The organism is Brevibacillus sp. JB24b (assembly GCF_051713385.1).
GTDB lineage: Bacteria > Bacillota > Bacilli > Brevibacillales > Brevibacillaceae > Brevibacillus_B > Brevibacillus_B laterosporus.
On the sequence record NZ_JBNVQV010000001.1, the window covers coordinates 4507657 to 4527545 of the forward strand.

The following is a 19889-nucleotide window of genomic DNA, read 5'->3' on the forward strand; positions in this document are numbered from 1 at the left end:
TAGCGGAGAATGCATGGACTCACAAACTCCTGCTAGTACCCTATGAATTTTGGTCATGTGATGCTTGGATAAGAGCGTAGAAAAGCGAAAAAAAGGCAGATTGCTAAGGAAAAATACCTATGTATGATCCTCCACATCTTGTGCGGAACGAATAAGGTTCATATTACTACGAATAAATTGTTGTAATTCTTCATAAAAGGTCGGGTTGCAACCCATTACACTGCTTTTGGCATCGTATGGAAGTTCTTTGCCTTCCATAGTTGTAGCAGTACCGCCCGCTTCCTGAATGATGAGCTTGCCTGCCCCAAAATCCCATGCGTTCAATTGCAAGCTGACGTAACCATCCAGTCTTCCTGCTGCCACGTAAGATAGCTCTAAAGCCGCACTTCCTAGCAAGCGCATCCCACGAACTTTACCAGCCAACTCTTTGAAAATAACATCGATGCCTATCTGTTCAGCTCGTTTATTCCAAAATACACTGGTACAAAGTAAGGCTTCCTCTAATTTTACTTGTCGGTGTAGACGTAACTGTCGATCGTTTAAATAGGCCCCTCCACCTTTGGTTGCATAAAACAACTCATCACGGGATGGATCATATACGACGCCTACAGCTGCCTCTCCTTTATGATACACCGCAATTGAAACAGAAAAATTAATTTGCTGATGAACAAAATTAGTTGTTCCATCAATAGGATCAATTATCCACAAGGTATCATATTCAGAAGGGGCCTTGCCCTGAAAACGATTTTCTTCTCCCAAAATACCATGCTCAGGATATTGCTTGAGGATCATATCAATAACCATCTGCTCTACTTCTTCATCTACAGCTGTGACTAAATCAGAGGCAGAGGTTTTATAATTCACTTCATAGGGCTGATTCATTTTCTCTAAACTTAACTTACCGGCTGTTTTGGCGCATGCGATCGCCAATTCTTTCCACTGTTCCAGTTCATTCGGTTGCAAAGATATCGCCACCCAACCCATCCAATTTTCTTTAGTGTATCATATTTCATTATCTCCTACACCTTACATTCCAAAACAGCGACTACGAATAGTTTATCTATCACAAATGCTACACTAGTCATATCATCTCAAATCCTCGACATAATAAGAACGGAAGTGATGTACATTTGACCTTTTTTATTTTGCTTGTCGTATTATTTAGTAGCCTGAAAATAACGGACATGATAGGTTCTTATCGATATCACATGGTCTACGAGGGGCCAGAATGGGAAGCGTTTGAATTATATACGTTTTTACACCAGCAGGGTATTCGCTGTCGAATCCGTAATTGCGTAACCTCCAATTGGTTTGGCGATAACCATCTACTTACTAACAATAGATTTTCCTATGTAGAAGTATTAAACAAAGATGAGATCCAGGCTCATCTCTTCCTGAATTCTTTCTGGAATAAAATTAAATAGGGCTATGTAGCACCCCCTTTGCTACATAGCCTTTGTTCCATTAACAACAACGATTCATTTCGCCGCTCTCATATTTGTTTTTTAAAGCAAAAAGATAAAATTCCTTCTCTGTCATAGGAAAGATTCCGGGAGCACCGTGTGTCTTATACCAATGCTCCAGATAACGATCATAATCTGGCATACCAAAAATCGTTTTAATGATGGAACGAACTTTTTTGAATCGGCGTTTCCAGTGTCTTATTTTCTTTCGCATTGCCACACCCCTCACCTTTTCAACAGATTAAAAACAATTCTCTATATGAATTAAAGTTTCTTGGTTAAAAATATAGATTTCTTTATTGAGACTGTTTTATGATATAGATTGAACAATCTCTTAGTTTTGTTGTCAGTCCGCTTCGTGTTCCTAAAGTGTAGAACTTTATCCCAAACTGCGTTAAAACGCACCCCTACAGTTCTCCTTCACAACATTTTTTGAACAGTTCTGAAAGCGGACTGGCAACAAGCCTTTGAAGACAAGTACAAGCCAAAAACCAGCCCGTGAGCGGTTTTCGGCTTTTTTATTTTCTAGCTAAGCGAGTAGATCTCCTTTATGATCACGCTTGGTTAACACAAAGGGTTCCTCTTTTAGCTCGTATTTCTTTCCATTCGCAATAGAGAGCCACAGACGTACCCCATCAATTATAATGGCGATTGTAATAATCAAAAAGATCGCACAGACAATGGTATCAACCCTATCATTAAAAATCATTTTCTCTGCCGCTTCAACCGATGTTACCCCTTTTGGCAAAGAACCTGACGCTAAAATCTCCTTAAATTTATTCGCATGCGCCCAGAATCCAATCGTAATATCATTAGAAAAAATTTTTTGCCAAGCCGCATATAAGGTAGCTGATGAAAGCCATGCCATTGGAAATAGCGTAACCCAAGCATAGCGAGCCTTGCCCATTTTAATAATGAGTGTGGTACCAACTACAAAAGCAATTGCCGCTAACATTTGATTAGCAATACCGAACAATGGCCAGAGTGTTTTAATGCCACCCAATGGATCGATAACCCCTTGATACAGAAAGTAGCCCCATCCAGCTGTCACAGCAGCAGACCCGATTAGGTTACCGGGGAGGTAATCCATACGTTTTAATTTCGGAAACACATTACCCAGCATGTCCTGTACCATGAAGCGTCCAACACGCGTTCCAGCATCAATGGTAGTTAAGATAAAAACTGCCTCAAACAAGATAGCAAAATGATACCAAAAGGCCATAAAGGTTTTTCCACCGATAAACCCTGAAAAGATATGTGCCATTCCCAAAGCGAAGGAAGGAGCTCCCCCTGTTCGAGATAAAATACTCGTCTCGCCTACATCTTTAGCTGTTTCCGTTAATAGCTCAGGTGTAACAGGGAATCCATACGTGTTGGTAATAGTAGCTGCCGCTGTTACTGCATCAGCTCCTATTGCTGAGGTAGGTGCATTCACTGCAAAATACAGTCCTGGTGTTAATACACAGGCTGCAATCAACGCCATAATAGCAACCATAGATTCAGTCAGCATTGCCCCATAGCCAATTAATGGTGCATCACTTTCCTTGATAATCATTTTTGGTGTTGTACCAGAAGCGACTAAGGCATGAAAGCCGGAGATGGCACCGCAAGCTATCGTAATAAAAAGGAATGGGAAAAGGTTTCCAGTAAATACTGGGCCAGTGCCATCAATAAATTTTGTTAAAGCTGGCATTTGTAGATTAGGTAATGTGAAGATGATACCAATGGCAAGAAAAGCTATTGTACCGATTTTTAAAAAGGAACTGAGATAGTCGCGTGGAGCTAATAAAAACCAAACCGGTAAAACAGATGCGATAAAACCATATATGATAATCATGATAGCAAGTTGCGTTCCTTCATAATCAAACAATGGTGCCCAGGTTGGTGACTCTGCTACTGCTTGTCCAAAATACAGGGATGCAAACAAAAGTACAATTCCGATAACAGAGGCCTCTAGCACTCTTCCAGGTCGGAAATACCTCATATACAATCCCATCAGGATAGCAATTGGTAACGTCATGGCAATCGTAAAGGTTGCCCACGGTGAATGAGTGAGAGCATTAACAACAACAAGTGCTAATACGGCAATGAGAATAACCATAATAGCTAGTATCCCAATCATTGCCAGGACGCCCCCAATAGGTCCAATTTCTTCTTTAGCAATCTGACCTAATGATTTTCCATTTCGTCTCATCGAACCAAATAAAATAATAAAGTCCTGTACCGCTCCTCCCAATACAACCCCAACAATAATCCAAATTGTACCGGGTAAATACCCCATTTGAGCTGCCAATGTAGGTCCTACTAATGGTCCTGCACCCGCAATCGCCGCGAAGTGATGTCCGTATAAAACCCATTTATTCGTTGGCACAAAGTCTTTGCCATCATTATGTAATTCAGCAGGAGTAGCTCGTCTGTCATCCAACCCCATAATTTTACGGGCAATAAAACGGCTGTAAAATCGATAACCTACTGCATATGTACATAAAGCTGCCGTTAATAACCAGAAGGAACTTACTTGTTCCCCTTTTGATAAAGCCAACGCACCAAATCCAATGCCTCCTAATGCAGAAATAACTGTCCACATAATAATGGATAGTATCTTTCGCTTCATAAAGTGCTCCTCCTTTCAGAATATAAGACGCATACTAATAATCTAAATTATCTGATTTTTAACAAAATAACTAGAATCTTTATTTATGATACCTTACTTGTAGATCGGCTGGAAAGCTTTTTTTAGCATAATATACATTTTTTTCAAAAAATAGCTGATTATAAAAAAGGAAGCCACTTTTCATATGTAATGAGAAGTTGGCTTCCTTACTTATTCATTTATCGGATCATTATAGGTTTCCACGCAACTCCTGCTCTCGCTCTAGTGCTTCAAATAATGCTTTAAAGTTACCATTTCCAAAACCACGACTACCTTTACGCTGGATAATCTCAAAGAATAGTGTCGGACGATCTACTACTGGCTTACTAAACAATTGCAATAAGTAGCCTTCATCATCACGATCTACTAAAATTCTTAGTTCTTTTAATTTTTCTATATCCTCTTCAATTACCCCTACACGTTCCACTAAATCCTCATAATACGTGTCAGGTACACTTAAAAAGTCAACACCATTTGCCGTTAATTGCGAAACAGTTGTCAAAATATCATTGGTTAATACAGCAATATGTTGAACCCCTGGCCCTTTGTTGAATTCCAGATACTCTTGAATTTGTGATTTGCGTTTTCCTTCCGCAGGCTCGTTAATCGGAAATTTAATTCGCCCAGTACCGTTTTGCATAACTTTGGACATGAGCGCAGAGTATTCAGTAGAAATGTCATCATCGCTGAAGTTTTGGGAAGACGTAAAGCCCATGACTTTCTCATAAAACCCAACCCATTCGTCCATAACTTCTACGTTTCCTACCATATGATCGATTCCAATTAGACCTGCACCCTGACAGGCAAACGGAGCTTGATAAGGTTGGAAGCCTGGATAAAATACTCCTTTGTAATCTTTACGTTCAATAAAGGAATGAACGGTTTCTCCATAAGTAGCAATCGTTGCTTTTTTTATCGTTCCATGTTCATCGCTACATTCAGTAGGTTCCATTACAGATGTAGCTCCGCGAGAAATAGCCTCCTGGTAAGCCTTTTCACAATTTTCTACGCGAAGGGCAATGTCTTTAACTCCCTCTCCATGAAGCTTAATGAAATCAGTAATCGGATGATCTGGTTCTAATGCTCCTGTCAACACCAAACGAATGTGATTTTGCTTTAACGCATAAGAGACTTGAGTTCGACTCCCTGTTTCCAAACCACGATAAGCATATGGCTCAAATCCAAATGCCTTTGCGTAGTAGTACATTGCCTGCTTCGCATTTCCTACATACAACTCAACATAGTCCCAATCCTGAATGGGGAAAAAGTCTTTTACGCTCACACCGCTCAACCTCCGATTATTCTGAATTTTTAAACCTATTTATTTGAGATTACATGTTCTGTTTTTTTCATGCAAGAATATGAAGTAACGCTTAAACGCTTTCATGTAGTATCAATAATAGTCTTCTGTCTACCTACTCCATCAGTTATGATAGTAACAGGGATATTTGAAGGGGGCGAAGTGCGATGAAAGAGTGGAATACGTTTGTCTCACAACAGTGGAATCAAATGGCTGGTGATTGGCATGAGCGTAGTAAGGGAATGTGGGATCAGGGCAGTCGCAAAACGATCCTGCCTTTATTTACAGAGCTTCTTCCTGCCCACCACACAGGTCCAATACTGGATGCTGGCTGTGGTGATGGGTATGCTAGCTTCAAGCTAGCCTCTGTAGGGTATAACGTAACAGGTTTGGATATTTCCTCAGAAATGATAGCCTATGCCACACAGCAAACCAGACGACTTTCTGATTCTACCTCGCTACAATTTATGGAGGGAGATATTTCTGCTACGCCATATTCAGACCAAACCTTTGCAGGCATCCTGTCTATTAACGCGATGGAGTTCACTTCCTCTCCCTTACTTGTCCTTCAGGAATTTCAACGCATCCTGCAACCAAACGGATTGTTACTACTGGGGGTATTGGGACCCACAGCAGGCCCGCGGGCACATAGCTATCCACGTTTGTATGGAAAGGCCGCTATCCAGAATACAATCATGCCCTGGGAAGCAAAACAGTTAGCGCAAGAGAATGGATTTTGCTTACAAAAGGAATCACATGTGTATAAAGATGATTTTCCTCCTGACCTTGCCGATTCCCTGAGCATGGAATTACGTGAAGCAGTCAGTTTTGTAACCTTACTTGCTTTGCGTAAGCACTCACATCAATAAACAGATAATCCATTTTGTAAAGGAGCCAGCTATGCGAGTACCCTATCTCACAAATCCATTACACCATTTGCAAAAGGTACGTGATCTGACGCTATTTCGGATCAATGAAGCACAAAGCATTGTTATCGCATGCGATTCAGATGGCGGCATCGGCACCAAACCACAAGATATTGTCCAAATCGCACCTGATATGTTGGGACGGTTTGCTGTTCGTGTGCCACTATTTGAATTGATTGCTTGTGGAGCCTCTCCGTTTATGATATGCGATACGCTATCAGTAGAGTTCGAGGGCTACGGTGAAGAAATTCTCCGTGGTATTAAGGAATATGCGAAAGAAGCAGGCGTCACAGAGGATATCCAGTTTACAGGAAGTACGGAGGAGAACATTCCAACCATGCAGACAGGAGTTGGAATAACCGTGCTCGGGCTAGTACAGCAATCACAGTTTTCCCCAGGAACAGCCCAACCGAGAGAAGCTATCATGTGTGCAGGCCTTCCAAAAAGCGGCCCTAAGCATGAGGTTAGATTAGACGATCCCGAGATGCTTTCCCTAGCTGACCTGATCCACCTACGTGCTCATCCCGGTGTTCATGATCTATTGCCCGTTGGTTCAAAAGGCATTGCTTATGAAATGGAGCAGCTAGCAAAAAGTGCCTCGCTTTCATATCGTCTCACCACTCCTCCCGCTCTTGATTTAGAGGAATCCGGTGGACCTTCTACATGTGTGATTTTTTCAGCTTCAGCTGACCTACTTGAAGAATTTCGAAACCAATTACGTTGTCCTGTACATGTTTTAGCTATTCTTGAATAAAGTAAAAGGGACAGCGTGAAGGCATTGTATATGTAAGAAAACAAGTGTCCAGCAAGTACAGAGCAATGGACTGTAACAAACACAAGGAGAGAACAGCTACTTTCTACTCTAGAAGGGGCTGTTCTCTCCTTGCGTTTGTACAAAAAAAGACCCCAGCCAGCCAAGGCTAACTGAGGTAGAGAGCATGTACATTTATCCATCCACTGGTGAGGTACCTGCTGTAGATGAAACGTTTTGTGGTGACTCTCCTTCTGGCTTATCAATAGGAGCTCTTTTTGCTACCACTACATCATCTGGTGCTTTTCGCTTTTTTAGGAAAAACAGCACCAATGGAATGGATAGAAGGATTGGTAACGCTGATACCATAAAGGTGTCTGCAATCCCTCTCGTGAAGGCTTCTTTTTGAATCAAACCTGCCAGTATAGCAGAGGCGCCTCCCATTGAGGTAGCAGAATCCACTCCACTTTGTGCATATACTCCTGATAGCATACTCATCATTTGATTAGCTGTATCGTTGGTCGCTTGCACATTTTCACTGATTCGCACAGCATGGAAGGTTTGCCGATTACTCATTAGTGCTGTCAAAATAGCGATGGCAAAGGAGCCCATCACTTGACGAATCAGATTAGATAAGGAAGAAGCACGACCAACCATCGACTTCTCGATGGCGTTCATCCCAACCGTAGAAAGAGGTGTCATACATAGTCCCATTCCCAATCCCCTAATGGTTAATAACACATCAATCCAACGATGAGGGGTGTCCTGAGCTAATTGCTGAAGCTCGAAGGTAGTTATACCCGCAAGCGTCAATCCAATCAATCCAAGTGGGACAACACCAAATTTATCAAATAATTTACCACCTATCGGCATCATTAATGCCATGGCAATTGACTGTGGCATCAAGAGAAGACCTGTCTGCATGGCGGATAAGCCTTGGATGTTCTGCATATACAACGGCATCATAAAAATACCACCGAACATTCCCATCGTAAGAAAACTAACAATCAACAAACTAAGCGAAAATGTTCCATTCTTTAAAATACGGAACTCGATCAACGGTTGCTCAGTAGTTAACTCTACATAGACCAGTAATGTTAAGCTGGACACGGCCACAAATAATAGACTAACGATATACAATGACGTCCAACCCTCTGATTGCCCTTTTGATAAGGCGAGCAATAACGAAGCAAAACCAATGATAGACAAGATGGCACCGGGAAAATCAAATTTTAAATCCTTTTTCAGCGGTGTTTCTCTTAAAATAATACTACTCATGATTACCGCTAAAACCCCTACTGGTACACCCATGAAGAAGAGAAAGCGCCAGTTGAAATACTCTATGACGTACCCACTTAGCGTAGGGCCGACAGCAGGTGCTACCATCGCAGAAATCCCCCACAAACCAAGTGCTGTCCCGATTTGTTCTCGTGGCATAATCGTGTAGATGATAGACATCCCGATCGGCATGATGAAACCACCGCTTAATCCTTGCACCACTCTGAAGAAAATCATGCTACTATCGTTCCATGAAAATCCACAAAACGTAGAGCTAATCGTAAATAAAGCAAGTGAGGTTACAAATACTCGCTTATAGCCAAATTTATCTCCAAGTGCACCACTCATCGGGATAACAACCGCAGAAGCAAGCATATACCCTGTTAGAACCCATTGAATGGTGTCAGTAGTAGAACCAAATACAGCTACTAACTTAGGTAGGGCAATGTTAATTAAACTGTTATTCAAGACAGCCACGAATGTACCCATTACAATAGCAGCCAATGCCAACCATTTATAGGAAGCATTCTCCTTGTTGTTAGAAGCAGACAATTTGATCGCCTCCTAGTTTACCTGAACCTGACTACCGTCTTGCAGATCGTTAGCTGGTTGTGTAACAATCTGATCGTTAGCGGTAACACCTGATTTCGCATATAACCAATCAGAATTTTTTTCTGTTACTTCAACAGGAGTCATGTGAACAATATTTCCATCTACTTTATAAACAAATTTTTTACCAGCTTGCTCAATAACAGAGCTTTTTGGAATCTCCACCCCTGTGGCTACTTGTGTAGTATCTGTACCAAAATAGACCTCAGCAATCATTCCAGCTAATAGCGAACCATCATTTTTCACTCGGATTTTAACAGGGAACGTCGTACTGTTTGTATCAGAAACAGGGCTGATAAAATCAATGGTTCCTTCCATTTTCTTATCCTTATTTACTACAACCTGTACCGTCTGTCCCTTTTTCAAATGGTTTACTTGTTCTTGAGGAACGCTTGCTTTTATTACCACTGTATCCATGTTGACGATGGTCATTAGTGGGATACTAGGCGCTGCCATCTCTCCTGGCTCGATATTACGAATCGCAATCATTCCGTCGATTGGTGATGTGATCGTTGAATTAGATAATGTTGTTTTAGCTAAATCCAAACCAGCTTTTTGACGTGTTACATCCGCTTGCAAAGCTGTTATAGAATTGGAGGTTGCGCCTGCTTTCGCTAAATCAAGCTGTGCTTTTGTTTGTTCATACCCTGATTTAGCCTGTTCTAATGCAAGTGCTGCTTTATCCAAATCAGCTTGAGGCAAAGCCCCTGTATCAAATAAAGCTTTCATGCGATCATATGATTTTTGGGCGACATCCCAGCCCATTTTTGCCTGTTGTAAGGCACTGTTTAGTCGATCTAAATCCTGTTGGCGTGTACCCGCTTTGGTATCATTTAATTTGGCTTGAGACGCTACAATGCCAGCTTCTGCTTGACGTACTTGTTGTACTAGCTCAGCGTTTTCGAGAGTCGCTAACACCGTTCCTTTTTTGACACGGTCGCCCTCTTTTACGTTGACATTTGCTACTCGACCAGATAATTTGGAAACCACCTGAACTTGTTGATCGGGATTAATCTTGCCCGATGCCATCAACCCAGACGAGTTCGTAGTACCTACAACTTTCATCGTTTGTACAATTGGAGCATTTGCTGCTTCATTGTCACTATTGTTGCTACAGCCACCGAGCAACAACGCCATAATGGCAAAAGTACCTGCTATCCCTTTTTGTGTTTTATTCATACTCTTCACCCTAATTCCCTTTCAAATGAATTTTAATCACAGCACTCATACCTGGCAAAATGCGGCTGTTTTGTTTATCGCCAATAGAAATTTTAATTGGTATTCGCTGTGTCACTTTCGTAAAGTTACCGCTTGTGCTAGTTGCAGGTAATAAGGAAAACGTAGAGGCTGTTGCTGTTCCCAATTCTGAGACCTGTCCTGTAAATGTCTGACCTTTAAATGAATCTAAGGTAAATTCAACGCTTTGCCCCAGGTGGATACGGCCTAAATCAGTCTCTTCAATGTTGGCTGACACATAGAGCTTATTCATATCAACAATAGTTGCAACGGACTGACCAGGGGCTACCACTTCTCCACTCTTAGCCGTTACTTTTAACACCGTACCAGTAATGGGAGCACGCAGAGTAGCATTATCTAACATGTTGCCAGCGATATTTGTTGTATCCTGTTGACCCACAATTTGATCAGCTAGTACGCTTTGACCATCTGACAAGTCTAACGAGGTTATTTTGCCAGATATCCGTGGCATCACACGATACGTGTCACCTGCAACACGAGCATCTTCTGTAGTAACGTAATGAGTACCTTGGTACCAGTAGTAATAACCGATTCCTCCACCTGCTACAACCATAAGCAGCAGTATGGTATATAGAATAAATTTCTTTTTCATGTTCTCTCCTCAATCCTCTTCTCAAATTGTCTAATGAGCAGTTGCAGGGCATCGGTGATTTTGTCTATCTCTTCTTCCGATAAGTCCTTTATTAGTTCTGTAAAATATTCCTTTTGCATCACCGGGATGGAATTAGCCATCTCCTCAAATTTATCTGTGATGTGTATCCAGACTACACGCCGATCAGCAGTATCTCGCACACGTTCGATGTACCCCTCCCTCTCTAAGCGATCGACTATCCCGGAAACCGTACTGCAAGAGAGATAGAGGTCCTTGCTTAATTGGCCAATCGTCATAGGTCCATCCTTAATCTTGCGCATCACACTAATCTGAGGCATTGTAATTCCTACCTCGCTAAGCTCCTGTGTAATCATCATCCCGATGATTTTATTAAGTTGTCTTACCCCATCACGTATGATCAGCCCTTTAGGCACCTCATATCACCTCTTACATATATTCGCGATCACTAATATTATTTCGCACTCGAAAATTTCGTACACGAAATAATATAGGATAGGGAAAACTTTTATGCAACAAATTTTTTTAATAAAAATGCATTTTACCGAGTTTCAATAAAAAAACCCGAAAAACGGACCTCATGAACATGGTCCATTCTTCGGGTTATAGCACTCTTTCTCGTGCTAGATATTTACGTGATTCTGCAATACCAGGGTGCTGCTTCACAATGATTAAAATATTTTCGATGAATAGATAATGCCCTTCCAGAAACTCCAAATCTCTTCGTTGGAACGAATCAACTTGTAAATAGTGTTGCATCTCAAGCGTATATTTTTCGAGCTTGTGTGCAAATTGATTGGCATTAAGCATCTGTTCTACTTCTGGAAATTCAGTTTTGAGCTTTCGTATCTCTTCATACAGTTTAGTTGCTTCACTGATAAGTTGATAGGCGGATCTTTCCAAAGCGGCTACCGATGTTTGTTCTTCATCACGTCGTGCTTGAAGCAAAGCAGACAGGTACGTAATAAAATGGTAAATCGTTAAAAATAGAGGGCCTAAAAAAAGAATAATCCCTGCTTTATATACATGCTGATTGGTCATATTGGTTACTAGTACAAACAAATGGTACAAAATAGCTCCCAACCACACATAAATAATTACTTGATGGTTAACACCACCAGCTTCACCTTGTTTTGAAAAAACAAAGGTTAAACCCAGCAGATAAAAAGCAAGTAATGTAAAGCTGGCGCTAAACAATACCATTTCCATTTCTAACAGCCACTTTGCTTCAGCAGGTATGGTAACAAAAAATTCGACGGATAACACTATTAAGCTAAAGATGAAGCCCATAATCCAAAATCGGCTTACATCTCGATCAGCTCGGCGGCGCATTCGATGTCTTTCTGATCGGGAGTTTTTCATGCTTTTCACCTCACTCTACACCCGATAGATTTCGCCACAATTCGTCAAAATCCTTTTCTGTAACAGAAAGAAGCCCTATTCCCATTAAATAAATAGGAAAAGAGCTTCTCTATTACGTTCTCCTACTTTATCTGATCTGCAAAAGAAACTTATTTGCTAAATCGTTTACCAGGTCTGTTTGGTGCTTGTCCTGGTCTGCTTGGCGCTTGCCCCGGACGACCAGCCGACGACTGTCCTCCTGAGCGACCCTTTGCTTTACCTTTGTTTGCTTTAGCAGATTTCTTTCCTTCTTCACGCTTTTGATTCCGTTCGTATTGTGTTTTCCACTCTTCCATTTCACGCTTCAGCTTGCGTTTATAACCTGGCTTTACTTGTTTATTTTTCACAAGAGCCTTTTTTAATGGAGCTTCTTTTTCTGCTATCTCAATTTGCTCCTGTTTCTTCTTCTCTGTTTTCAGCTCTGTATAATGCTTTTCTCGCTCCGCTGCACGAGCTTTGCGACCTGCATCCAAGTGACGAGTATGCGTAAGTAATTTTTCCTCAATATCCGCCTTTGTCGCAGAACCAAAGCGAGCCATAACGCTTTTTTGGCGTGGAGTCACAAAAGAAATAGAGTTACCAAGCTGATTGGCACGACCTGTACGTCCAACACGGTGAATATAGCTTTCTACATCGCTCGGGATATCGTAGTTAAATACATGAGTAACCCCTTCAACATCAAGTCCGCGGGCAGCAATATCGGTAGCTACAAGGAATTGGAATTTCATCTTCCGAAAATCCTTCATCAGGGTTTCGCGTTTCTTTTGAGACAAATCACCATATAGTGCCTTGGCATCATAGCCAGCCTCTTGTAAACGTGACGTTAAAATCTTTACACGCTGTTGTGTGTTAGCAAAAATAATACCTAGGAATGGCTTAGTGACCTCGATAAGATCAAGAAGTGCATCTATTTTATCTGTTTGGTTGATTACATAGTACTCTTGTGTGATATTAGCAACGGTTTTTTGCTTTGATTCAATTTTGATATGTGGCGGTTGGTTCATAAATCGTTGTCCCAGCTTTTTCACCAAATCCGGCATTGTCGCAGAGAATAGCAGAACTTGTCGGCTACTTGGCGTGGAGACGATAATTTTTTCCACATCTTCTAAAAAGCCCATCTCTAGCATCTTGTCAGCCTCATCCAATACCAAAGTATGGATGCGACCAAAGTGTAGTGTTTCACGGCGCATATGATCAAGCACACGCCCTGGAGTTCCCACTACGATATGAACAGTGCCTTTTAACTTATTCATTTGACGCTCAATATCTGTACCGCCATGCAAGGATAAAACACTCACATTAAGGTGTTTGCCTAGCTTCTCAATTTCAGCTGCAATCTGAATAGATAGCTCACGGGTTGGGGTAAGGATCAATGTCTGAATATCCTTTTTCCCATCCTGTAGCTTTTGGAGGATCGGCAATACAAACGCTGCTGTTTTACCAGTACCAGTTTGAGCTTGTCCGATGACATCCTTACCTTCCATAATCAATGGAATTGCTTCTTCTTGAATAGCTGTGGGCTCTTTATAAAACAGGTCGGAAATCCCCTGCATAATCTCCGGTCGTAAACCAAATTGTTCGAACTTAGCCATCTTTTCACTTCCTTCTTAACGAAAACCGTACTGTCTAATCCAGTCTACTACCTAATTTCTGGATCTACCAGCCTATTCGCTCATGTTTGTCCTAGAAGACACTTTCTCTATAGTAATATAAGTATTTCCTAAAAGACAAGAAAGATATGGCTTAGTTTTTCGCTAATTCAAAAATTGCCTGTGCGTATATTGCCGTAGCCTTCAATAAATCCTCTACTAATAGGTATTCATCTCGTTGATGAGCTGTATCCTGTCTACCAGGAAATAGTGGACCAAATGCAACACCAACATCTAAAGCGCGCCCGTATGTCCCCCCGCCGATTGCTAACAATTCAGCCTTTTCACCAGTCTGTTCCGTATAGACTCGCTGTAAAGTTGTTACTAGGGGATGAGCTGGGTCTACACGATGTGGCTTTTTATGAGTAATGATTTCTAACAGATAGCCATGTTCAGCTGCGACTTGTTCAAGCCTCCGCTTCCATTGTTCAAACAAAATGGAATGTGGATAGCGAATGTTCAGATCGAAACGTACGTCCTCACCAGCTACATAGTGAAAAATACCAGGATTCAACGTAAGTGATCCCATCTCCTGATCATCTGCGTTAATCCCAAATGCCTCGCCATCATGCTGCTCAAACAAATAAGTCGCTATAAAGTCAACAAATGCGCGTCCTCGCACGTCCAAATCGCATTTTTGTAAAAATTGAGCTAGATAGGCTCCTGCGTTTACCCCTTTTGCTGGGTCCATACCATGAACCGAAACTCCCTGCAAACTGAACACTACACCTGTATCCGTTTGAGTAATATGACCTCGACGCTGTTCTTTTTCTAAATAAATTTGATATGCTTCGGTCCATGCCGCTACTTGTTCGGGCGGGCAAGCTAGCTCTGCTTCTGCCATCTCTGGTACCATATTCACACGCATACCAGCATGGAAGGAGAGAAGCTGTGTGGTTCCTTCTTGGCTAACTTTCAGAGGGGACTGATTCATCAATTGTTCAAAGTTTTCATTCGTTTGGCGTAAAACCAGATGAGTTAATCCTTTTTCAGCATAAATGAGCGGAAAGTCAGCATCAGGAGTAAAGCCCATTGTCGGCATTTCCTCTGATTCAAAATAACGTTTCACGCATTCCCAGCCCGACTCCTCATCCGTTCCAAAAATAAGTCGAATCCGTTTCTGAAGTGGTAGCTCAAGCTCTTTGATCATTTTTGCGGCAAAAATAGCTGCCATAGCGGGGCCTTTATCGTCCAAAGCTCCACGAGCCATTATTTTTCCCTCGATGATATCTGCTGCAAACGGTGGAATAGTCCAACCATCCCCCGGTGGTACTACATCTACGTGGCTTAAAACACCAATGCACTCGTCACCCTGTCCAAATTCAGCATGACCAGCATATCCATCGATATTCCTGATCGTCATACCTGCATCCTCACATGTTTGCAATGCGAATTGCAATGCTGCCTGAACTCCCTTGCCAAATGGAGCTCCTTCCCCCGCCGTATCTGGGTCCAGCACGCTATCGATCTGCAAAAATCGCTGTGTAGTGGCAATTAATTCGTCTTTTCGTTTCTCTACTTCTTTTTGCCAATTAATTGTGCTCATTTTCTTCCTCCTTGTCTTCTGGTAGCGCGATTTGCTTCTCATCAAAATAGACCGATTCGGTGTCTACATCTAAATCAAGTTCAACAATGCTAAGTAGTGGATCAATCGGGGACTCCTTTTTCCTAGTAAATTCAATCTGAGCCTCTTTAACCTCATCACGAATTTTATTCATTTCGTTATCTAGCGTATAGGAAGCTTTGGCTGATTCGACAAGACGTAGCTTGATGTCTTCTGGAATAATTCCTTCGTATTTATATTGTAAGGAATGCTCAATCGTGGCCCAAAAATTCATGCCTAACGTCCGAATTTGTATTTCAACAGGTATGGTTTTTTGTCCGTCTATGGTCATGATCGGATACTCCACTGCTAGATGGTAGCCACGGTATCCCGTCTCTTTAGGCTGTGTCACATAATCCTTTTCCAGAAAAATCTTCATATCCTTGCGTTCACGTAGCATATCTACGACAAACGATATATCATCGATAAACTGGCAAATAATCCTTAATCCAGCAATGTCTCGAATTTCCCATGCAATATTTTCGTTGATAGGAAAATGTAGACGAGTAGCTTTGTTGTAAATGCTATTAATTGATTTGACTCGACCGGTAACAAATTCGATTGGCGAGTGAACTTTCCGTCTTTTAAATTCATTACGAATATTTTTTAATTTAACTTTTAATTCCTCCACAGCTTGCTCATAAGGCATTAGATACAAGTCCCAATCCATTTTTTGCACGTTTTTCCCTCCGACTTGGATTCCTTGTCCTTATATTTATTCAACAGGTACTACGGAATATCCTGCTTTTGAAAGCCCTTTCAACATTATGTAAACCCATAAAATTATTCACTCTCACCCTAAGAGTGAAAAAGCAGGAAAACGCTGCCACCATAAGGTCTGGCACATTCTTCCCGCTTTACTTCTTTTTTATTCATATTCAGCTGGTTCTAAGATGCGTACCATAGCAATTTCATCACACATCGGTAATTTGGAGCAGTTGATGCAATCTTTCCATACCTTTTGCGGCAAGGCTTCTTTTTGAACAATTTGAAAGCTGCATTTGTGAAAAAACTCAACCTGATACGTTAGTGACAGCACTCGACGTATCCCTAATTTTCTTGCTTCTTCCACCAAAGCGAGAACAAGCTTCTTGCCAATCCCCATTCCCTGCGCACGTTCAGCCATAGCAAGTGAGCGAATCTCTGCTAAATCCTCCCACAAAATATGCAAGCCACCCATTCCCATTACTCCTTGCCCATCGTGCACGATGATATAGGACTGTAGATGTTCACAAATGGACAGCTTGGTACGGGGGAGCATTAATCCTTTCGCGGCGAAATGATTGATAATTTCTAACATTTGGTCTACATCGTGTATAGTTGCATGGCGAATTACCAGTGTACCTGTCATACTCATGGTTTTACTCCTCCACTCATAATGTATAAAAATTCATTATTAATAATAAATATACATTCTAACTAAGCCACTCGTAAAGTGTTTTTTATTTAAATAATGGCACAATTTTCTTGACGATTCCCTAGTGAGTTAGCAAGATTATGATATACTTCTACCAGGAGGTGTTAGCTTGATTACTCGCAGAGAGCGCAAGAAGCGCGAAACAAAGGAACGTATTTTTAATGCTGCTATTAAATTGTTTAAAGAACATGGTTTTGAAGCGACTACGATTGATATGATCTCCGAGGAAGCGGATGTGGCACGCGGAACCATTTTTTTACATTTCACCTCAAAAGAAGCGATTCTTGCCAATTGGGGCTATGAACGCTTACAGGAAATTGAAGATAGGCGCGAAGAGTGGGATTTTGGCGAGAGTTGTAAACAACGCGTCCTACGCATTTATAAAATCTTAAACGAAGTAAATATACAGAATTACGATTTTTTGAAAGTACTGCTTGAATCCTCTATGAAGCATCGTAAAGTTCTGGAATCCGAAAAGAAAAATATGTACTTTGAGCTAAGAGAATTATTTGCTGATTTAATTGAAGATGCTCAAGAGAAAGGGAGACTGAAAAGTAAAATTAATCCATTAATTGCAGCCAATATGCTGGAAAACATCTATTACAATGCCTTATATGATTGGGTACGTAGCGATGGTGGCTGGCCTTTGGAAGAAATCATGGAAGAGAAGGTCTCAATTGTATTTGAAGGTCTAGATGTGTCTACGCAATCATAAGAATAGTTCTTTCTAGTGAACCGGTTACCGAAGCCTTCTAGTAGCCGGTTTGTTTATGTTCTACATTTTAGGTACCAAATAGTTACACCCCCTTCCAATAGCTCTCTTGTTCAAATGAATCATAATTTATATTGACTTATCTTTCATGTGCTACTACAATACAAAACAATATCTTTCTTAAAAAAGACATCAACACCCTTATGAAAATAAAAATGATAGCCACGTATAATCATAGGAATATGGCCTATAAGTCTCTACCGGGTTACCGTAAATAACCTGACTACGCGGATGATACAAGTAAGACTGCGAATTATGTAGCGGTGTATTTTGTTATACCTATAACAAAATACACTACTTCCTTCACGTCTTATCATGTGTTTTCGTGTTCATAGAGCCCCAGGTCGATTCCTGGGGTTTTTCTCGTTATGTATAACTATAACTACTAGAGGAGCGATTCAAATGAACATTCAACCTTCTGCCCTACAAAAACGTATCCAAGCAGCCTCCAAACACGCTAAAGCTGATTTGGTTATTAAGAATGGTAAAATCATAAATGTCTTTACTGGAGAGATTGTTGAGGCAGATGTAGCCATTACAGATGGTATGATCATTGGAATCGGAGCCTATGAAGGTAAAGATGTCTGGGATGCTAGAGGTAAATACATCGCCCCGGGTTTCATCGACGGGCATGTTCACATTGAATCATCTATGGTAACACCTACTCAGTTCGCCGAAATTGTTCTCCCTCATGGAGTTACTACTGTAGTCTGCGATCCTCACGAGATTGCCAATGTATCAGGTGCCGCTGGTATTTCATACATGCTAGATGCATCAGAAGGACTTGACCTTGATGTGTATGTGATGCTTCCTTCTTGTGTACCTGCTACCTCCTTTGAACACTCAGGTGCGAAGCTGTATGCCAAAGATCTTGCTCCCTTTTATCATCACCCCCGTGTGCTTGGCCTAGCTGAGGTCATGGATTATCCAGCTGTCATGAGCGGTAGTGATGATATGGTTCGAAAAATCGCTGATGCCAGACAACATGGTAAAAAATTGGATGGACATCTCGCTGGGCTCTCCAAGGACGCTATTAACGTATATATGACAGCAGGAATTCGGACAGATCATGAAGCGGTAACCTTACAAGATGCTAAGGAACGCCTTCAATTAGGTATGTATCTACTCATTCGTGAAGGATCTGCTGCCAAAGACTTGAAGAATCTTATTTCAGTAGTTAATGAACGCACAGCAGCACGTTGCTTATTCTGTACTGACGATAAGCATTTAGATGATCTCTTTAAAGAAGGAAGCATAGATTACAGCATACGTCTGGCTATCCAATGTGGTGTTGATCCAATTACGGCAATTCGCATGGCTACACTTACCGCTGCTGAATGCTATGGTCTTACAGAAAAAGGTGCCGTTGCTCCTGGCTATATAGCTGATCTAGTTATAATGGACAACCTAGAACAAGTAAGTATTACCGATGTGTGGAAAAATGGTAAGCAGGTAGCAAAAAACGGCCGTTACGAAGGAAATATCTCTACTCCTGCAAATGTACCAGCTACGATCACCAATAGTGTACGTATAACACCAGTGACCGAACGAGAGCTTCAACTACCTATTACTAAGAAAAAAGCCCATATCATCGGTGTAATTCCTAATAGCATTGTAACCGAGCATCTGATTGAAGACGTAGACATCGCCAACGGATTCTTCCAGACATCGATCGACCGTGATTTAGCGAAAATGGCTGTGGTGGAGCGCCATCACCAAACAGGTCATATCGGAGTAGGAATTGTTAAAGGCTTTGGCCTACGATCAGGTGCAATGGCTACCACGATTGCCCATGACTCCCATAACATTATTACCGTTGGAACCAACGATCAGGATATGCTAACTGCGATTAAAACACTAGAAGAGATGCAGGGTGGGCTTGTCATTGTTGAAAATGGAAAGGTTTTAGCTTCCCTTTCTCTAGAAATTGCTGGCTTAATGACAAGACGTCCTGCTGAACGTGTAATGGCAGAACTCGATCAGTTAGACAAAGCATTACTTCGTATTGGTGCATCTCAGGAGTTCTCTCAATTCCTGACGCTTTCCTTTCTAGCTCTACCAGTCATCCCTACATTGAAGCTGACTGACATGGGACTTTTTGATGTGAAGCAATTTGTACACATGGACGTATCTGTTGATGAACGTGAACTAGTGATGAAGTAATAAATAAAGTAGGATGAATAGATGAAGGAACAATAGG

General features: G+C 41.4%; 17 protein-coding genes and 1 riboswitch. Of the genes, 4 read left to right on the forward strand and 13 right to left on the reverse strand.

The features are described from left to right. Window positions 1-117: 117 nt before the first annotated feature. From ACQV1I_RS21070 to hppD, 4 genes are all read right to left on the reverse strand, one after another. Complete coding sequence (locus tag ACQV1I_RS21070; RefSeq protein WP_035312295.1) at window positions 118-963, reverse strand: inositol monophosphatase family protein; 846 nt, start codon at window positions 961-963, stop codon at window positions 118-120. Window positions 964-1464: 501 nt separating this feature from the next. Continuing rightward, window positions 1465-1677 (reverse strand): CstA-like transporter-associated (seleno)protein, encoded by a 213-nt coding sequence (locus ACQV1I_RS21075; RefSeq protein WP_018673702.1) that lies wholly within the window; start codon window positions 1675-1677, stop codon window positions 1465-1467. A gap of 315 nt (window positions 1678-1992) precedes the next feature. After that, window positions 1993-4077, reverse strand: coding sequence for a carbon starvation CstA family protein (locus ACQV1I_RS21080; RefSeq protein WP_104033237.1), 2085 nt, complete (start codon window positions 4075-4077; stop codon window positions 1993-1995). Window positions 4078-4306: 229 nt separating this feature from the next. Further along, window positions 4307-5398 (reverse strand): 4-hydroxyphenylpyruvate dioxygenase, encoded by a 1092-nt coding sequence (gene hppD / locus ACQV1I_RS21085; RefSeq protein ID WP_116334679.1) that lies wholly within the window; start codon window positions 5396-5398, stop codon window positions 4307-4309. Between the two features lie 185 nt (window positions 5399-5583). Between hppD and ACQV1I_RS21090 the strand changes: the two genes are divergently transcribed. Together ACQV1I_RS21090 and ACQV1I_RS21095 are read left to right on the forward strand one after the other, a co-directional pair. After that, complete coding sequence (locus ACQV1I_RS21090) at window positions 5584-6285, forward strand: class I SAM-dependent methyltransferase (protein ID WP_116334678.1); 702 nt, start codon at window positions 5584-5586, stop codon at window positions 6283-6285. 31 nt (window positions 6286-6316) lie between these two features. After that, the gene (locus tag ACQV1I_RS21095; protein ID WP_116334677.1) at window positions 6317-7096 is read left to right on the forward strand and encodes an AIR synthase related protein; all 780 of its coding nucleotides are present in this window, start codon (window positions 6317-6319) and stop codon (window positions 7094-7096) included. 192 nt (window positions 7097-7288) lie between these two features. On the opposite strand, the gene ACQV1I_RS21100 is transcribed toward ACQV1I_RS21095, so the two are convergent. The 9 genes from ACQV1I_RS21100 to ACQV1I_RS21140 form a co-directional block, all read right to left on the reverse strand. Then, window positions 7289-8923 (reverse strand): DHA2 family efflux MFS transporter permease subunit, encoded by a 1635-nt coding sequence (locus tag ACQV1I_RS21100; RefSeq protein ID WP_094700793.1) that lies wholly within the window; start codon window positions 8921-8923, stop codon window positions 7289-7291. Window positions 8924-8935: 12 nt separating this feature from the next. Beyond that, on the reverse strand, window positions 8936-10159 hold the full coding sequence (locus ACQV1I_RS21105) for an efflux RND transporter periplasmic adaptor subunit (protein WP_116334676.1): 1224 nt from the start codon (window positions 10157-10159) through the stop codon (window positions 8936-8938). Window positions 10160-10169: 10 nt separating this feature from the next. After that, window positions 10170-10829, reverse strand: coding sequence for an HlyD family efflux transporter periplasmic adaptor subunit (locus ACQV1I_RS21110; RefSeq protein ID WP_116334675.1), 660 nt, complete (start codon window positions 10827-10829; stop codon window positions 10170-10172). Then, entirely contained in the window at window positions 10826-11263 is a 438-nt protein-coding gene (locus ACQV1I_RS21115; RefSeq protein ID WP_018673711.1) for a MarR family winged helix-turn-helix transcriptional regulator, read from the reverse strand. Before ACQV1I_RS21115 ends, ACQV1I_RS21110 begins: the two co-directional genes overlap by 4 nt. Window positions 11264-11450: 187 nt before the next feature. After that, window positions 11451-12209, reverse strand: a complete 759-nt coding sequence (locus tag ACQV1I_RS21120) for a hypothetical protein (RefSeq protein WP_026315325.1) — start codon at window positions 12207-12209, stop codon at window positions 11451-11453. Window positions 12210-12358: 149 nt separating this feature from the next. After that, complete coding sequence (locus ACQV1I_RS21125) at window positions 12359-13840, reverse strand: DEAD/DEAH box helicase (protein WP_094700796.1); 1482 nt, start codon at window positions 13838-13840, stop codon at window positions 12359-12361. Between the two features lie 151 nt (window positions 13841-13991). Continuing rightward, on the reverse strand, window positions 13992-15443 hold the full coding sequence (gene pepV / locus ACQV1I_RS21130) for a dipeptidase PepV (protein WP_116334674.1): 1452 nt from the start codon (window positions 15441-15443) through the stop codon (window positions 13992-13994). Next, window positions 15430-16179, reverse strand: a complete 750-nt coding sequence (locus ACQV1I_RS21135; RefSeq protein WP_116334673.1) for a GTP pyrophosphokinase — start codon at window positions 16177-16179, stop codon at window positions 15430-15432. Before ACQV1I_RS21135 ends, pepV begins: the two co-directional genes overlap by 14 nt. A 189-nt stretch (window positions 16180-16368) precedes the next feature. After that, window positions 16369-16857 (reverse strand): N-acetyltransferase, encoded by a 489-nt coding sequence (locus tag ACQV1I_RS21140; RefSeq protein ID WP_094700798.1) that lies wholly within the window; start codon window positions 16855-16857, stop codon window positions 16369-16371. Between the two features lie 169 nt (window positions 16858-17026). On the opposite strand from ACQV1I_RS21140, the gene ACQV1I_RS21145 reads away from it, so the two are divergent. Together ACQV1I_RS21145 and ade are read left to right on the forward strand one after the other, a co-directional pair. Beyond that, a complete protein-coding gene (locus ACQV1I_RS21145; RefSeq protein ID WP_094700799.1) occupies window positions 17027-17632 on the forward strand; it encodes a TetR/AcrR family transcriptional regulator in 606 nt (201 codons plus the stop codon). Between the two features lie 201 nt (window positions 17633-17833). Then, window positions 17834-17935, forward strand: a riboswitch (purine riboswitch). Window positions 17936-18091: 156 nt separating this feature from the next. Beyond that, window positions 18092-19852 (forward strand): adenine deaminase, encoded by a 1761-nt coding sequence (gene ade / locus ACQV1I_RS21150; protein WP_094700800.1) that lies wholly within the window; start codon window positions 18092-18094, stop codon window positions 19850-19852. Window positions 19853-19889 lie beyond the last annotated feature (37 nt).

What these genes read in the sequence shown, in the direction of transcription:
- ACQV1I_RS21105 (WP_116334676.1), bottom strand. Translation starts at nt 10,159, where the DNA reads ATGAATAAAACACAAAAAGGGATAGCAGGTACTTTTGCCATTATGGCG.
- ACQV1I_RS21125 (WP_094700796.1), bottom strand. Translation starts at nt 13,840, where the DNA reads ATGGCTAAGTTCGAACAATTTGGTTTACGACCGGAGATTATGCAGGGG.
- ade (WP_094700800.1), top strand. Translation starts at nt 18,092, where the DNA reads ATGAACATTCAACCTTCTGCCCTACAAAAACGTATCCAAGCAGCCTCC.
- pepV (WP_116334674.1), bottom strand. Translation starts at nt 15,443, where the DNA reads ATGAGCACAATTAATTGGCAAAAAGAAGTAGAGAAACGAAAAGACGAA.
- ACQV1I_RS21080 (WP_104033237.1), bottom strand. Translation starts at nt 4,077, where the DNA reads ATGAAGCGAAAGATACTATCCATTATTATGTGGACAGTTATTTCTGCA.
- ACQV1I_RS21120 (WP_026315325.1), bottom strand. Translation starts at nt 12,209, where the DNA reads ATGAAAAACTCCCGATCAGAAAGACATCGAATGCGCCGCCGAGCTGAT.
- ACQV1I_RS21090 (WP_116334678.1), top strand. Translation starts at nt 5,584, where the DNA reads ATGAAAGAGTGGAATACGTTTGTCTCACAACAGTGGAATCAAATGGCT.
- ACQV1I_RS21140 (WP_094700798.1), bottom strand. Translation starts at nt 16,857, where the DNA reads ATGAGTATGACAGGTACACTGGTAATTCGCCATGCAACTATACACGAT.
- ACQV1I_RS21095 (WP_116334677.1), top strand. Translation starts at nt 6,317, where the DNA reads ATGCGAGTACCCTATCTCACAAATCCATTACACCATTTGCAAAAGGTA.
- ACQV1I_RS21110 (WP_116334675.1), bottom strand. Translation starts at nt 10,829, where the DNA reads ATGAAAAAGAAATTTATTCTATATACCATACTGCTGCTTATGGTTGTA.
- ACQV1I_RS21075 (WP_018673702.1), bottom strand. Translation starts at nt 1,677, where the DNA reads ATGCGAAAGAAAATAAGACACTGGAAACGCCGATTCAAAAAAGTTCGT.